This is a genomic window from Terribacillus halophilus (assembly GCF_900101385.1).
Taxonomy (GTDB): Bacteria; Bacillota; Bacilli; order Bacillales; family Amphibacillaceae; genus Terribacillus; species Terribacillus halophilus.
The window spans coordinates 196,015-210,540 of sequence record NZ_FMZB01000004.1 but is presented as its reverse complement, the minus strand read 5'-3'; the positions used below and the strand labels follow the sequence as shown (position 1 = coordinate 210,540).

The window sequence follows — 14,526 nt, the reverse complement described above, 5'->3', positions numbered from 1 at the left end:
TTTTATATCTGTTATTTCACCGAACCCATCATTCCTGCTACGAAATGCTTCTGCATCAAGAAGAAAATAATTGCTGTCGGCAATGTTGCGATGACGATCGCCATCATGATCATGCCGTAATCCGGCGAGTAGCTGGAACCAAGATTCGATATAAGCAATGGAATCGTTTGTTTTTCCGGGGATTGTAGGACAACTAGCGGCCATAGATAATTATTCCAGCTAGCCATGAACGTAATGATGGCTGCTGCAGCATATGTCGTTTTCATCGTTGGTACATATATTCGGAAAAAAATGCCAATTTCCTTCAAGCCATCAATCCTGCCGGCCTCCAAAATCTCTTTCGGGAACATCTTCGTACTCTGACGGAAAAAGAAAATCAGGAACGCTGTCGTGATTGTCGGCAACACGACTGCCGATAATGTATCGATTCCGATAAGGGGTACAACCGGCGTAATCGAGCCGAACATACGGAATAATGGTACCATCAATGCAGCAAATGGAATCATCATGGACAATAGCAAAATATTGAAAACGACATCCTTCGCTTTGCTGCGGTAAATTTCAAATCCATAACCTGCCAGGGAAGCGATAAGTAAGCTGAGTACAGTCGTCGCAACAGCGATGATCGCCGAGTTCGTCAATGCCGGCACCAGATCGACCGACTGCAATAAGTTTTTGAAGTTCTCGACAAAATGCCCGCCAGGAAGCAATTTCCCCCTTGTCACATCTGCTGACGTGTTCGTCATACTGACGACCATCCAGTAAAACGGAAAAATGGAAATGATCGCACAGATGCTGAGGAACAAATAACCAATTACTTTATTAGATAGCTTCATTTCTTATCACCTGCCGCTTTGAATTGGATGATCGAGAAAATGACGATCAAAATTACGATGGCATAGGAAACGGTCGCTGCATAGCCAAAATCAGGCGTGTACTTGAAGGACAGATTATAGATATATTGCGAAATGGTCATTGTCGCATTACCCGGTCCGCCAGCCGTGATATTCATGACTTCATCGAATAATTGAAGCGTGCCGATTGTCGAAGTGATGGACGTGAAAAGAATGATGGGCTTCAGCATCGGGATCGTAATCTTGAAAAACTGCTGAATAGCAGAAGCACCATCAATTTTGGCAGCTTCATAGATGGATCGGTCCACGTTTTGAAGAGCAGATAAATAGAAGATCATGTTGTAACCAGTCCATCTCCACGTAATTGCCAGGATGATGGTGATTTTTGCCCAGAAAGGGTCTGTCAGCCACTGAATCGGTTCGGAAACGAGATTGATTTTCATCAGTGTCATATTTACGATCCCATCTGGTGCAAACAAGTATTTGAATACCACTGAATAGGCAACCAGCGAAGTTACGCAAGGAAGGAAGATGGCAGTACGGAAAAAGCCCTTCCATTTCAACGTCTTATTATTCAGTACAACCGACAGGAATAACGCCAGCAAAATCATGACGGGTACTTGGATGATCAAATAAATGACTGTATTTTTCACTGTTGTCAGGAACACAGGATCTTGGAATAAACGGATATAATTCTCGAATCCGACGAATGACAGATTCACGCCGCTTCCCGATTGGAACGATAGTATCAACGCCTGTACCATGGGGAAGAAATAAAAGATTCCGATCAGCAGGGACGCTAACGTGACAAATGACCAGCCGACCATTGTATTTTTCAGCCGAAGGGATCGGGCTGGACGCGGAGCCGGTTTTTTTGCAAGCTTTTCCGGTCCGAGCTTATCAGGGATATTCATGAAGGTGGACTCCTTTCGAAAGAAGCCCCGGGAGCCGTCATGCGTCCGCGGGCGTCCCAGGGCCATAGATTTACTTCGCTTGCTGTTCTGCCAGCGACTGTGCATTTTCCAGAACTGTATCGAGATCTTCTCCATCCAAATACTTCTGAATTTCATTTGCAAGAATGTCTTCGATCACATACGTATGCAAACCGTAATTCACCTGCGGAATCTCTTCTGTCCAAGCTGCGAAATCAGATAGTATTTTCTGTCCGCCAAAGAATTCGTCTTCTGCTTGGTATGCTTCCCCTTCTGCTGCAGGCTGGTATGTTCCAAGACCGCCTACCTCTTCGACGAACTGCTGATAATAATCAACATCCGCCCCGAATGTCTGGCCCAAGAATTCAGCAGCTTTTTCTTTACCAGGAACGTTTAGTACGTACCAGGAGCTGCCCCCAAGGTTGGAAGCATTGACGGACTCTATACCAGGAAGTTTTGGAAATGGTGCGACTGCCCATTTCCCTGACTGTGACGCTTCCGCTTTGATCGAAGGGGTGATCCAGTTACCGCTTGGCACCATGGAAATATCACCGTTATTGATTGCCGCGATGAACTGGCTCCAGTCGGAATGCGGCTTCACCAAGTCTGCATCAATCATTTCCTTGTACAGACGAAATGCCTCTTTCAACGCATCGTTATCAGCAATGTCCGGTGTGACACCGTCTTCATCCAAATACCAAGCTCCACTTGACTGAATCATCATACGCAGCAAACCAAGGTCTTTTGGATCCTGCGTGATCATTTGCTTGCCTGTTGCCTCTTTGACTGCTTTTCCAATTTCAATTACTTTCTCCCAGTCTGCGTTTTGCAGATCATCTTTGCTGTAACCTGCTTCTTCCAAGTAGTCCGTGCGAATATACAGCCCAGCTACACCGGAATCGAACGGAACACCGTATTGCTTGCCCTCGAAGCTGGTGGTTGGAATTTTATATTTTGCAAAATCATCGGTTGAGATGCTATCGTCCACTGCATAAAACATATCCGGATAGGACTGGAGGAAGCTTTGCGCACGGTAGTCTTCAATCAAAACGATATTAGGAAGACCTTTTGTCGTTCCGGAGCTGAGACTTGTGTTCAGTTTTTGGATAATATCATCCTGTGCATTCTCGATGATTTCGATATTCAGCTCACTGTTTTCTTCTTGATAAGCTGTTTTCGCAAGTTCCATCGCTTTTATGTTGAAGTTCGGATCCCATGCCCAAACTTTGATATCGTTCGTATCAGCATCGGCTTCCGAACCGGAACCCGAGGAACATGCTGACAGAACGAGCAAACCAACAAATAAAAGTGCAAAAATTCTCTTCATCTTGTTTACCCCCTTCATTTTGTAAGCGCTATCTTCATGGTTTTTATCGTAGCATGCACTTCACTGCTTCCGTTAGGAGATTATTAAGCTATCTTAGGAGTTAATCCCCCTATTGATAACGCTCACAAAAAGGATTAGGATTATTTTTCGTTAATTGTATTATTTTTTGTAATCATCTTCTCTGTTATGATGAACGCTCCATACATCGGAAGGATCTGTTCATTCAGCTAGATGATGTTTCTTTCGCTTTCTTTTGACGCAGGCAGTCTCAGTTTGACTCTCGTTCCATGTCCCTCTTGGCTAGTGATGGAAACCCCGTAGTCCGGCCCATACAATAGCTGAATTCGTTCATGGACATTCTTGACGCCGATACCGCAAAACAGCTGCCGATTACGATTTGTATTCGGTAGGCTTTTTGTATCGGCAGCCATCCCATCACCATCATCCGCGATTTCACATAGGAGGTCATCTGCCTCACACCAAACGAGCACCGTGATTGTGCCTTGAGCTGTCTTATTGAAAGCATGGAAAAATGAATTTTCGATAAAAGGCTGAAGAATCAGTTTGGGAATTCGGTAATCCATACAATCGGGCGCAATCATGAATTGAACCTGTACCCTATCCCCATATCGTTTCTGATTGATCACCACATAGTTTTTCAGGTTTTCTACTTCCATCTCCACCGTGACAGCCTCATCCACATTGCCAATCGTGTTCTGAAGCAGGGTAATGAACGCATCCATCGTTCTTTCTGCTTCACCCTTTTCCCCCATCATTACCAAGAACTTTATGGAAGCCATCGTATTGTAAAGAAAATGTGGATTTATCTGCTGCTGCAAAGCAGCTAATTCAGCTTGACGCTGCTGTTTTTGTGCTTCAATAAGTTTTTCCACATGCACTTGCAGTTCATCCATCATACTGTTGAACGCCAATCCAATCTGTTTTGTTTCATATGTTCCTTCATATAAAAGCCGTCGCTGCAATCCTTTTTTCGGTACTGCTTCAATATCCTGGACAAGTTTGGAAAGCGAGTTGGTCAAACGCTTCGTTACAAGGAATACAATGATCAGCGCAAGAAAAACAACACCTGCAAGTAATAGCACTATCTGTTTCGTATCGACTAAATTCCCGACAGCAGTTTGTTTGTCCACCATATTGACAAGGTACATATCGAAATAAGGCAGGTACTCTGCCAGCATGATCTGGTTGGTATCCTGGAACTTGACTTCCCGATATGTCTCTTTAGAAGCTTTCATATTTTTCGCTTGCTCACTAAGTTCCGGCAGCGATTGACCAATCACGCTTGATGAGCTGCTGGAAACCACTTTGCCGTTGTTGTCGACCACATAAAAGTCATTTCCTGGCTTTACGTAGTCCATATAGAAGGATCGCAGCTGACCTTCTTTGATCGGAAAGTACACAGCACCAAAGGATTGATTTGTTTCCCGATTGTGCAGCGCCTTCGCTGCAATCACATAATCATTTGCTTCCAGTGAATCTTGAAAATAAAGCAGCCTGTTCGGCTGCTCTGCAATCGTTTCCGTAATGTCATGTCCGCGAATCGAGCCAGGATCAGCTGGCCAATACGTAAAATTCGTCGTATACGTGATTTTCTCCTGGTCAGCTATGGCAATCTCCACATTCTGATCTCCCAACCGCTCCCTGAGATGATCCACTTGCTGCATGACATGAAAAAGGCTTTGCATGCGCTCATTATCTGGTTCTTCCTTGGATAAAAACGCCTCGATCGTGCTGCTTTGATCCACATCGGAAGCCGCCATCACAATACTGTAATTCAATTCCTCAAAATCAAACTGAATCTGATTGATGATCTGTGAATTTGTAATGCTGAACTTTTCGACGAAAAATTGCTCGGCCATCCGGATTATCGCAAACGTCACTGCAACAGCTACCAAAATGATGAGTGCAACAGTCACCAGGAACATCTTCATGAATAAGCCATTTGGATGAAGACGGTCTTTGATCAACTTCATCAGCCTTCCCTCCTCAGCTCATTATCCGTTTTCGCCGGTATTGTGAAGGAGAATAGCCTGTTTGCTTTTTGAAAACACGACAGAAATAACTGTGATCAGAAAATCCGACTTGTTCACTGATTTTTGAAATAGGTATATCATTTTGTCTTAGCAAGATGATAGCCGCCTCTATCCTGATTCGATTCAGGTAGCCGCTGAATCCTTCTTTGCTGTGCGCAGAAAAGTAGTTGGATAAATAAGAAGGACTGAAATGAAAATGGTTCGCAATATCAGCTAATGATAGTGCCTCATGATAATGCGCTTTGATGTATTCCTTCAGCATCCGCATATGTCCTTGTCTTTCTTCTTTCTTTACAATCCCCTCCACTTCCCCCAAAAAAGATTCAACCGTTTCATTTGCTCTATATACATCCTCTGCTTGGCCGACACGCTGGAAGTAATCATATTTCTTCTTCTCAAGCAACCCTGTTTCATATTTCAAATTGCCAAGGAGGACGATCAAGTTGAACATGATATTATTGAGAAAAGCTTTGTACTCGACAATATCCTGTTTATAATTTCGCGCTGCCTCATTCATATGCTGGTTCAAATAACTGAATGCCTCCTGAAAGTTATCCCGTTTGCACTCCTCGATAAAGCAGTCCATTTGAAATACATGTTCTGTTACAGGGTTTGGAGGCAGGATTTCTTCCGAAAGATACACCCAATCTGGAAAATAGAATCGATAACTCTCCACTTTTTCGAGTTCCTTCTGTTTATCTTTCAGCTCCATAATTTTTTGGAAAGACTCTGTGACACAAATGCAAGCTGACTTCGGAAGATCCGAGAACATATTTGCATCAAGCTTTTTTCCACCATTCCACAAGTAAATATCGTAATTTGCACTTAATAAGATAGGTGAAAATATCCCGTTCTGATTCGGAAAATCTTTAGGAAGATGCTTGGCGTTTAGATACCTAACACTTAATACTTGGAAATACTTATGCGGGAAATAAGCTGCTGTTTCTTCATTAATAGAAATATCTGATCCTTCATAAAGTCGCCGCAGTTTTTCTACTAAAGACTGATCATGTTCGGCGGTGCTAAGATGAAAATCCTCCAACCGTCCTGCTGCAAGACGCAGTGCTTTCAGCAGCACCTCGGCATTCAGCTTCGGTTTCAAGATATAATCGATGACACCGTTCTGAAAAGCTCCTCTTACATAATCGAATTCGCTGAAACTGCTCAGTACGATAAGACCGATATGCGGGTATTTTTCTTTCATGATTCTAGTCAGAGCTTCTCCATCCATAATCGGCATGACGACATCTGTGACAACAATATGCGGATCCAGCTTCTCGATCAGCTCCAATGCTTCTCTTCCATTGGAAGCCTCACCGACAATTGTGAATCCTTCTTGTTCCCAGTCCAGATAATGTTTTATACCTTGCCGAATTAGAATTTCATCATCAACGATCAGCGTCCTGCACAATTCCATTGTATCCAAGCATGACACTCCTTTATCAAGCCATTGCCCGTTTTTAGAAAGCGCTTTCTTTCATAGTGTTCCAGATAGCTCTTCCTGTCAAGGCAGCCATGATAAACCAGGCCATTGTTTGTACTCTGTTATGATGAAGAAAACGAAAAAAGGAAGGCAATCTAGTTTATAGTCGAACTTCTGCTCTGGGGGCCGGAGCTGCTTATCTTGCCATTCCGCTTGCTGCTTTGGATTGACCGTGGCATTATGCGACTATTGTATAGTGGTCCTTCTAGAAAGAAGATTTACATGGGGAATGTTACCACACTATTCATTATTGTATTAGCTCTCGGAACTGCAATCTGCTTCGGAATCCGCTCGCTATGGCGGCGCTTTGGTCCCAAGTGATGACTGTCTCATGTGTTTTGGTATTCGCAAGGCGGGACACAATTTAAAATGCATAAAAATGAGCACCAGCATAGAAGCCGCTGGTGCTCATTTGTTCAGGAGGAAGTCCATTGCCCTCCATTGATATGGATCGTCTGGCCCGTCACATAAGAGCTCTCGTCAGAAGCAAGCATCACATACGGCCATGCATGCTCAGACGGTTGACCAGGCCGCCCCATCAAACTGCTTTGGCCGAAGTCTTCGATATGATCAGCTGGAATGGAAGCTGGGATAAGCGGTGTCCATACCGGACCCGGCGCAACAGAATTCGCACGAATCCCTTTGCCCGCCAGACTCTGTGCAATACTGCGGATCCAGGCCGTGATGGCACCCTTTGTAGCGGAATAATCCATGAAGATCGGATTCCCCTGGAAGGCATTGATAGAAGAAGTCGCTATGATGGAATCACCTTCTTGCATATGTTTGACACTAGCCTTTGACAAATAGAACAAAGGGAAGAAATTCGTTCGGAACACCTCTTCAAATTGGGCGCTGGAAATCTCCAGCACATCGTCCACCACATATTGTATAGCTGCATTGCTGACCAGTATATTGATTTTGCCGAATTCCTCCACCGTCTTTTCGACCAAATCGATGCAATGCGACTCATCCTTGATATCCCCAGGCAGCAGCAAGCATTTCCGCCCCTCTGCTTCGACTAAACGCTTTGTCTCTTCGGCGTCTTCTTGTTCGTCCAGATAGGAAATGGCAACATCTGCCCCTTCCTTGGCATACATGATCGCCACCGCCCTGCCGATTCCCGAATCGCCGCCTGTGATGAGTGCTGACTTGCCCTGCAGTCTGCCAGCACCTTTATAATCATACGGCTGATGCGGAAGCGGCTCCATCTGTGCATCTATACCTGGCTGACGGCCTTGTTCCTGCTTCGGTGTACCGTCTGTTTGCATATCTTTCGGTTCCATGATCATGTCTCCTTTGCTGCGTTTTGTCATGGATACATGTTCCACTTTTCACTGAATATGAAACGGAGGAGTCACAAAAGGCCAACATTGGATACTTTTCTATCTGAATGAGATAGCACCTGTCACTATCGCTACCAATATGATAAACAAAGAGGTCAAAACAGCCCATTTTACAGCATAACGCTGGAAGGCACCAAGGTCGATTTTCAGCATGCTGACGAGAAGGATGGTGGAAGCAACCAGCGGACTCATCAGATGAACTGGCTGACCTAAGATCGATGCCCTGGCGATTTCGATTGGATCAACACCATAAGCTGATGCTGCTTCTGCGAAAATCGGTACCATTCCAAAGTAATAGGCATCGTTTGAAAGGACAAAGGTCAATGGGAGGCTTGTAATAGCGACAACCACCGGGAAAAACTCCCCCATGGAAGGCGGAACGAATGCCACAATCGATCCAGCTATAGCATTCACCATTTCCGTTCCGGACAAAATACCAGCAAAAACACCCGCTGCGAATACAAGTAAAACAACAGTTATCGCATTGCTGGCATGTTCGGCGATGCGTTCCTTCTGTACCTGCAGATTTGGGTAATTGATGGACAATGCCAGTACAAATCCGATAAGGAATAAAACTGCAGGGTGCATGATTCCCATAACGAGCAGCACCAAAATGGCAATTACAAGGAATAGGTTAATCCAGCGCAGCTTCGGCCGTTTTAGCAAATCTCCTTCCAAGGCTGCTGCCATATACGGTTCTGAATCATAAGCGTTTGTTTCTATTTGCGATACACCGATACGTTTGCGCTCTTTGAGACCTAGCATAAAGGCAGTAAAGATGACAAAAATGATACCTCCAAGCATCGTCGGAAGAAGCGGAATAAAGAAATCAGACGGATCCAGCCCTAATACCGCAATCGCTCTAGTCGCCGGCCCTCCCCAGGGTGTCATGCCACTGATGATACTCAAGGCCAGCATCGCAACCGTCGCCATAACCAATGGATTCATACCAATCCGCTTATACAAAGGCAGCATGGCTGAGACCGTGATCATATAGGTGGTCGTACCATCTCCATCCAACGCTATCAGCATTGCCAGTACAGCCGAACCGATGGCAATTTTGACTGGATCCCCTTTGACGAGTGCCAGTATTTTCTTTATTAAGGGATCAAATAGCCCGGCATCAATCAGAATCCCGAAAAATAAGATGGCAAATAGCAGCAAGGCCGCTGAACTGGCGACAGTTTGCAATCCTTCCAAGATCATATCCCCAAGGCTTCCTCCAAATCCACCAATCAAAGCGAAAAAAATCGGTGTGATTGTCAAGGCAACAATGGGAGATAGCTTCTTGGACATGATCAAAACAGTAAACACGATCATCATGGAAAACCCTAGTATTGTCAGCATGTTCCTTCCCCTCTCTTTGAATACGCTTTCATAATTTGCTTAAAAAAGCATTTGACATAGCATATTACATAGCAGGAGATAAGTTAAATATAACTATTTTTAGAATACTCATAAGAAAATTTTATATTGTTACATGCTGTTCCTGTTTTAAGAAACTGATAAATGCCTTTACGACTTGAAGTTCCAGCGACTTGGGATCGTACATCAGCCATGTCTCCCGTAGCAAGGGTTCCCTCTTTTCATTTGTCAACCCAATACGATGCAGCTGGTCGGATTCACGAAGACATATCTCAGGCACAATCGAATATCCCAGCCCATGTTTGACCATTTCTTTACAGGTTTCCTGCCGATCCACTTCCATTGCCGTAAGCGGTGCGTGTTGCAGATGCTCATGAATCCAGCCATCGATTATTGTCTTCAACGATGTGTCTGTATTGTATTTAATGAAAGGAAGCAGCGGCAGCTGACCGATGCTGATTTTTTGTTTTGATATAACGTACAGCTGTTCTCTTGTCAAAATCTCCTTGTTCCCTTGCCAGCGATGGTTTCCCCGCAGGATACCTAAGTGTACATCTCCTTCATCCAGTAATTTCATCACCCTTGTGCTCCAGCCTGTCTGTACATTGTATTGGACATTCGGGTAGATGGAAGAGAATTTCGCCAATAATCCCGGCAGTTTATATTGGGCGAAGTTACTGGAAACCGCCAAACGAAGCGTGCCTTGTACTTCCTTTCCCAGATTCGCCAATGCATCCTTTGTGTCTTGCAGTTTTCGCAGCATCTCCACAGCGTAATGAGCAAGATATTCCCCCTCAGCCGTCAATGTGATTCCCCTGTTCCGCTTGGTAAACAGCTTTACATGAAAGCTCTCTTCTATCTTTTGAATTCGGTACGTCAAAGAAGGCTGAGACGTGAATAACCTCTCGGCTGCTTTTGTGACACTCTTTTCCTCTCCTAACAGCTTTAATAAAATCCAATCTTTCTCATCCATTGCACATCCTCCTAGGTATTTTCTCACAGTTATAAAAAAAATCTTAACGAAAGGAAAAATAATTGTATTTTATTTTATCAGTGCTCGGGACTATGCTGTCAGTATAAACCAATTCCTGCAAAAAAGGATGTGAGCAGATGAATAAAATTCCTGTTGTCTATATGCGCGGCGGTACAAGCAAAGGTGTTTTTCTTCATGAGAGAGACATGCCTGCGGAAAGGAAAGACTGGACACCATTCCTTCTCGACTTGATGGGAAGCCCGGATAAACGGCAAATTGATGGATTGGGAGGAGCCAATTCGCTGACCAGCAAAGCTGCCATCATACGAAAAGCAGAACAAGAGGAAAACTTCGATGTTTACTACACCTTTGCTCAAGTAAGTATTACAGATGAAACAGTTGATATGAAAGGGAACTGCGGTAATATTTCTTCAGCGGTAGGTCCATTTGCCATTCAGGAAGGACTTGTAGCTATAACCGAACCGGTGACGACTGTAAGAATATGGAATACGAATACACAAAAATTGATTGTTGCGGAAGTAGCGGTAATGGATGGCGAAGTTCAAACTTTGGGGTCGACATCCATACCTGGAGTACCAGGCTATGGCTCTGAAATAGCCTTGACATTCTGTAATGCCGAAGGATCCGTGACGGGTGAATTACTGCCTACAGGAAATAGTACCGATGTACTGGATACCAGTTTTGGCACTATTGCCTGTTCCATCGTTGATGCAGCCAATCCTCTTGTTTTTATTGAAGCTGCTTCTCTTGGTTTGGAAGAAACCATCATGCCTGCTACGTTTACGGAAGCAAAACTGCAGCAATGCGAGGAAATACGCGCTGCCGCTGCTGAACACTGCGGTTTTGCCAAAAGGGATCAAGCTACCAAACTGTCTCCGGCAGTACCGAAATTGGCGTTGATAGGAAAACCGAAAGAATATACCGATATGAACGATAACTTCTATTCCGTTCAAGACATGGACATACATGTGCGTATGCTATCCATGCAAAAGCCCCATGAAGCACTAGCCATAACTGGTGCAATTTGTACGACCGCCGCTTGCGCCATTCCTGGTACGCTGCCACAAAAAATTGCAAGAAAGACAGCCGGCAGCCTGCGCATTGCCCATCCATCAGGTATCACCGAAACAGCTTACGCCAATCTAACCGAGATAAAAGTAATCCGCACGGCCAGAAGAATTATGGAAGGTAATGCTTATGTAAAACATAATTACAACATAAGAGAAGCAACCCCTTTGAAGAAGTAAGAAAAGCTGTCTATTGTGACAGCTTTTCTTTAGGCACAAGTTGCTACCCATTTGGAGAAAATCACAGTCTACCTTGTCACTTCAGCTTTTCTCAACACTGGAATACACTTTTAAGGTGAGCTTATCTGCGGCCAGTGAAATATTCTTCTTTAAATAAGAAGGAGCATCATGATGTACCAATATATCCTCTGTGGTCATCCAGTTAATCTCCCCGACTTCATCCTCGCTCTTTGCATAAGGTTCCCCAGTAATACGCTGACAAAGGAATACAATATCAATCACATGTGCCCCTCTTTCCGTGACAAAAGCGGAACTGTTCACATAAGTCAGGCCTTCCACTTCAATTCCAATCTCTTCGAATATTTCCCGTTTCAATGTCCTTTCCAAGATATCAGAAGATGCACCTTCCAAATCACACTTACCACCGACCATGGAAAGGCATCCCGCTGCATGCTCTTCTTTTTCACCTCTTCTGATCAACAGCCACTTGCCATCACGGTGGATAGCACCTTCAACATTGACAATAAACATCAGCGCTAACTCCTTCATAATTAAGTTTGATATAATGAGCTTACCATATACCCATATGCTGGATGAAATTCACTGCTATTGAACTGGCTGAAGCCAAGCAAATGGTATCGTGATGGCATAAGTAGGTGAAAACAAAAAGGAGCGCCAGGCTTATGAGTCAAAGAGTATCTTACTACGATGTTGCACCTGATGGTTTGAAGATCATGATGGATATGGAAAAGTACACGAAGAAGTCTGCTATCCATCGCACAACCAGGGAATTGATAAAGATCAGGGTTTCGCAAATGAACGGCTGCGCCTATTGTATAGATACGCATTGTTCCGATGCCCGTAAGATGGGTGAAACTGAACAAAGGATTTATTGTTTACATACTTGGGATGAATGTGACTTTTATACCCCGGCAGAGAAGGCTGCACTCGAATTATCCGAACATATCACATTAATCCCTACTAAAAGAGTACCGGAACCGTTATATCATCGAGTACGGGAACACTACAATGAAAAGCAATATGTAGATCTGGTTTTGATCATCAATCAGATAAACAGTTGGAATAGGATATCCATAGCAATGGGCAATAAACCAGCAAAAAATCAAAATCCTTCTTAATGATGGAGGGTCCTTACGCCTTCTAATAGGTTATGCTGTATCCATCCACTATCTCGCTTGCCATACTCTTAAACCAATCAGAGCTCCATTACCCGTCAGTTATACCTTACAAAAAAACAATAACATAGGTACAACTTATTGGCGGAACCGATTTGCTTTATCTATTCATAACAGTAACTAAAGGAGACAGCCATCTATTAAGAACATTCATTTGTACGGAAAGAGGGACAACATGAGGACTAGAGAGGAAGCAATCGCATATTGTTTAAGTCTTGGTGATGCTTACCATGATAAACCTTTCCAAGACCAGAATTGGTCGGTTGTGCGCCATGAATCAAACAAGAAAATATTTGCCTGGATTTTTAAAAAGAATTCGCACATCTGGATCAACGTAAAGTGTGAACCTGGTTTCCTTTATTTCTGGAGGGATAAGTACAATTCCATCGTCCCCGGTTTTCATTTGAATAAGGATCATTGGAATTCCATCATCCTTGATGGGACCGTTCCAGAAGAGGATATCTACGACATGATTGAGCGAAGTTATACACTGACGAAATCCAAGAAGTAACGATATATCTTTATGAAGAGGAAAAGGAGGGGTACATTTAACTTTACCCCAATTTCTTCGGTTTTTTATGCTCCTGGTTGGCCTCTCAATTTCCTACTCGTAGAAAATGAAGTACTCTTTGGTTAGAGACCACCTTACTGATAGAATTCCCAGCCAATTTCATTTTCTTGTACCTTCTCTCTTGATCATATATGGAGCTACCACTAAGGCGACCATCAATACAATACCAAGGTATCCAATCAATGGATAAAAATAGCTGACTAGGTCGGTGAACCCGACATAACTTGCCAAATATCCGATAACCATGGTGACAATAAAGACAGTCCTAAACTTATTTGTTTCGGTTTGTGCAAATCGGGCTGTGAAAGAAAAGAACATTCCAGTAGCTGTATTGTAAATCATCCCAAATATGACAAGTGCCATGATAATGCCTAGTATAGGCGATAAATTACTTACAATTCCTAACATAGGCATGTCCAAACTGCCGACTTCTTCGATTTTTGAGAATATAGCCAAATGGCTTAGGATAATGAGGATTCCTAGAACAAGTCCGCCTGCCAATCCGCCGATTGCGGCTGTTTTGGGTTTCTTTTCCCCAGCTCCCATTACAATGGACATCGAAGCTCCTACTGCAATATTGAAGGAAACATAGTTGATACTGGATATAAACCAATTTGGCAGCGTAGTTGGAATAGATTGTGCTTCTTGATCAAGGGTGGCAAGGGGCCCTTGCATCGTTATCAAGCTATAAATGGAAATAAGTACAACAAAGAATATCAGGAATGGTGTAATGCTTCCAATGATGGAAACCACACGATTGACTTTTAATAATCCTGTTAAAATCACTAGTATGGTCATTACCGTCGTACCAACAAAGTATGGCAATCCAAACTGTTGATTCAGATTGGAGCCTGCACCTGCAATCATGACGACCCCGACACCAAATAGTGTAAAAATAATGACATAGTCAATCACTGTTCCTAGGTAACGGCCGCTTATTCTGTGAATGGCTTCTTTATGCGATGTTGTTTTTGTCCGACTACCCAGCCAAACAAGAACCATACCAAGATAGGAAAAAAGAACAGTTGCCGTAATGGCTCCCAGAATACCCATCAATCCAAAGCTGGTAAAGTATTGTAAGACTTCTTGTCCAGAAGCGAACCCAGCACCTACTATAACCCCTATAAAAGCGCTTCCAATTCTTAAGGTATCTTTCATTT

Annotated in this window: 13 protein-coding genes; 3 read left to right on the top strand and 10 right to left on the bottom strand. The window is 43.6% G+C overall.

Translation table 11 applies throughout. The annotated features are described in order from the left end of the window. Positions 1-11: 11 nt before the first annotated feature. From BLQ53_RS09240 to BLQ53_RS09205, 8 genes are all read right to left on the bottom strand, one after another. Positions 12-836, bottom strand: coding sequence for a carbohydrate ABC transporter permease (locus BLQ53_RS09240; RefSeq protein WP_093727021.1), 825 nt, complete (start codon positions 834-836; stop codon positions 12-14). Next, on the bottom strand, positions 833-1,681 hold the full coding sequence (locus BLQ53_RS09235; RefSeq protein WP_244499317.1) for a carbohydrate ABC transporter permease: 849 nt from the start codon (positions 1,679-1,681) through the stop codon (positions 833-835). Before BLQ53_RS09235 ends, BLQ53_RS09240 begins: the two co-directional genes overlap by 4 nt. A gap of 157 nt (positions 1,682-1,838) precedes the next feature. Beyond that, positions 1,839-3,113, bottom strand: coding sequence for an ABC transporter substrate-binding protein (locus tag BLQ53_RS09230; RefSeq protein ID WP_093727019.1), 1,275 nt, complete (start codon positions 3,111-3,113; stop codon positions 1,839-1,841). Between the two features lie 227 nt (positions 3,114-3,340). Further along, a complete protein-coding gene (locus tag BLQ53_RS09225; protein ID WP_093727018.1) occupies positions 3,341-5,107 on the bottom strand; it encodes a sensor histidine kinase in 1,767 nt (588 codons plus the stop codon). Positions 5,108-5,120: 13 nt separating this feature from the next. Then, positions 5,121-6,584, bottom strand: a complete 1,464-nt coding sequence (locus BLQ53_RS09220) for a response regulator transcription factor (RefSeq protein ID WP_244499316.1) — start codon at positions 6,582-6,584, stop codon at positions 5,121-5,123. A 482-nt stretch (positions 6,585-7,066) separates the two neighbouring features. Beyond that, entirely contained in the window at positions 7,067-7,933 is an 867-nt protein-coding gene (locus BLQ53_RS09215; protein ID WP_093727016.1) for an SDR family oxidoreductase, read from the bottom strand. Positions 7,934-8,032: 99 nt separating this feature from the next. Next, positions 8,033-9,340, bottom strand: coding sequence for a CitMHS family transporter (locus BLQ53_RS09210; RefSeq protein ID WP_093727015.1), 1,308 nt, complete (start codon positions 9,338-9,340; stop codon positions 8,033-8,035). Between the two features lie 121 nt (positions 9,341-9,461). Then, the gene (locus tag BLQ53_RS09205; RefSeq protein ID WP_093727014.1) at positions 9,462-10,331 is read right to left on the bottom strand and encodes a LysR family transcriptional regulator; all 870 of its coding nucleotides are present in this window, start codon (positions 10,329-10,331) and stop codon (positions 9,462-9,464) included. A 137-nt stretch (positions 10,332-10,468) separates the two neighbouring features. On the opposite strand from BLQ53_RS09205, the gene BLQ53_RS09200 reads away from it, so the two are divergent. Then, the gene (locus BLQ53_RS09200; RefSeq protein WP_093727013.1) at positions 10,469-11,599 is read left to right on the top strand and encodes a 2-methylaconitate cis-trans isomerase PrpF family protein; all 1,131 of its coding nucleotides are present in this window, start codon (positions 10,469-10,471) and stop codon (positions 11,597-11,599) included. An 81-nt stretch (positions 11,600-11,680) separates the two neighbouring features. Here BLQ53_RS09200 and BLQ53_RS09195 read toward each other — a convergent pair whose 3' ends face one another. After that, positions 11,681-12,130, bottom strand: a complete 450-nt coding sequence (locus BLQ53_RS09195) for an NUDIX hydrolase (RefSeq protein WP_093727012.1) — start codon at positions 12,128-12,130, stop codon at positions 11,681-11,683. A 152-nt stretch (positions 12,131-12,282) separates the two neighbouring features. On the opposite strand from BLQ53_RS09195, the gene BLQ53_RS09190 reads away from it, so the two are divergent. Continuing rightward, a complete protein-coding gene (locus BLQ53_RS09190; RefSeq protein WP_093727011.1) occupies positions 12,283-12,738 on the top strand; it encodes a carboxymuconolactone decarboxylase family protein in 456 nt (151 codons plus the stop codon). A gap of 232 nt (positions 12,739-12,970) precedes the next feature. Continuing rightward, positions 12,971-13,306 (top strand): MmcQ/YjbR family DNA-binding protein, encoded by a 336-nt coding sequence (locus BLQ53_RS09185; RefSeq protein ID WP_093727010.1) that lies wholly within the window; start codon positions 12,971-12,973, stop codon positions 13,304-13,306. Positions 13,307-13,465: 159 nt separating this feature from the next. Here BLQ53_RS09185 and BLQ53_RS09180 read toward each other — a convergent pair whose 3' ends face one another. Beyond that, positions 13,466-14,524, bottom strand: a complete 1,059-nt coding sequence (locus BLQ53_RS09180) for a YkvI family membrane protein (protein ID WP_093727009.1) — start codon at positions 14,522-14,524, stop codon at positions 13,466-13,468. Positions 14,525-14,526: the final 2 nt, after the last annotated feature.

Excerpts from the sequence above, each read along its gene's own strand:
- BLQ53_RS09240 (WP_093727021.1), bottom strand. The coding sequence starts at position 836 with ATGAAGCTATCTAATAAAGTAATTGGTTATTTGTTCCTCAGCATCTGT.
- BLQ53_RS09235 (WP_244499317.1), bottom strand. The coding sequence starts at position 1,681 with ATGGTCGGCTGGTCATTTGTCACGTTAGCGTCCCTGCTGATCGGAATC.
- BLQ53_RS09230 (WP_093727019.1), bottom strand. The coding sequence starts at position 3,113 with ATGAAGAGAATTTTTGCACTTTTATTTGTTGGTTTGCTCGTTCTGTCA.
- BLQ53_RS09225 (WP_093727018.1), bottom strand. The coding sequence starts at position 5,107 with ATGAAGTTGATCAAAGACCGTCTTCATCCAAATGGCTTATTCATGAAG.
- BLQ53_RS09220 (WP_244499316.1), bottom strand. The coding sequence starts at position 6,584 with ATGGAATTGTGCAGGACGCTGATCGTTGATGATGAAATTCTAATTCGG.
- BLQ53_RS09215 (WP_093727016.1), bottom strand. The coding sequence starts at position 7,933 with ATGGAACCGAAAGATATGCAAACAGACGGTACACCGAAGCAGGAACAA.
- BLQ53_RS09210 (WP_093727015.1), bottom strand. The coding sequence starts at position 9,340 with ATGCTGACAATACTAGGGTTTTCCATGATGATCGTGTTTACTGTTTTG.
- BLQ53_RS09205 (WP_093727014.1), bottom strand. The coding sequence starts at position 10,331 with ATGGATGAGAAAGATTGGATTTTATTAAAGCTGTTAGGAGAGGAAAAG.
- BLQ53_RS09200 (WP_093727013.1), top strand. The coding sequence starts at position 10,469 with ATGAATAAAATTCCTGTTGTCTATATGCGCGGCGGTACAAGCAAAGGT.
- BLQ53_RS09195 (WP_093727012.1), bottom strand. The coding sequence starts at position 12,130 with ATGTTTATTGTCAATGTTGAAGGTGCTATCCACCGTGATGGCAAGTGG.
- BLQ53_RS09190 (WP_093727011.1), top strand. The coding sequence starts at position 12,283 with ATGAGTCAAAGAGTATCTTACTACGATGTTGCACCTGATGGTTTGAAG.
- BLQ53_RS09185 (WP_093727010.1), top strand. The coding sequence starts at position 12,971 with ATGAGGACTAGAGAGGAAGCAATCGCATATTGTTTAAGTCTTGGTGAT.
- BLQ53_RS09180 (WP_093727009.1), bottom strand. The coding sequence starts at position 14,524 with ATGAAAGATACCTTAAGAATTGGAAGCGCTTTTATAGGGGTTATAGTA.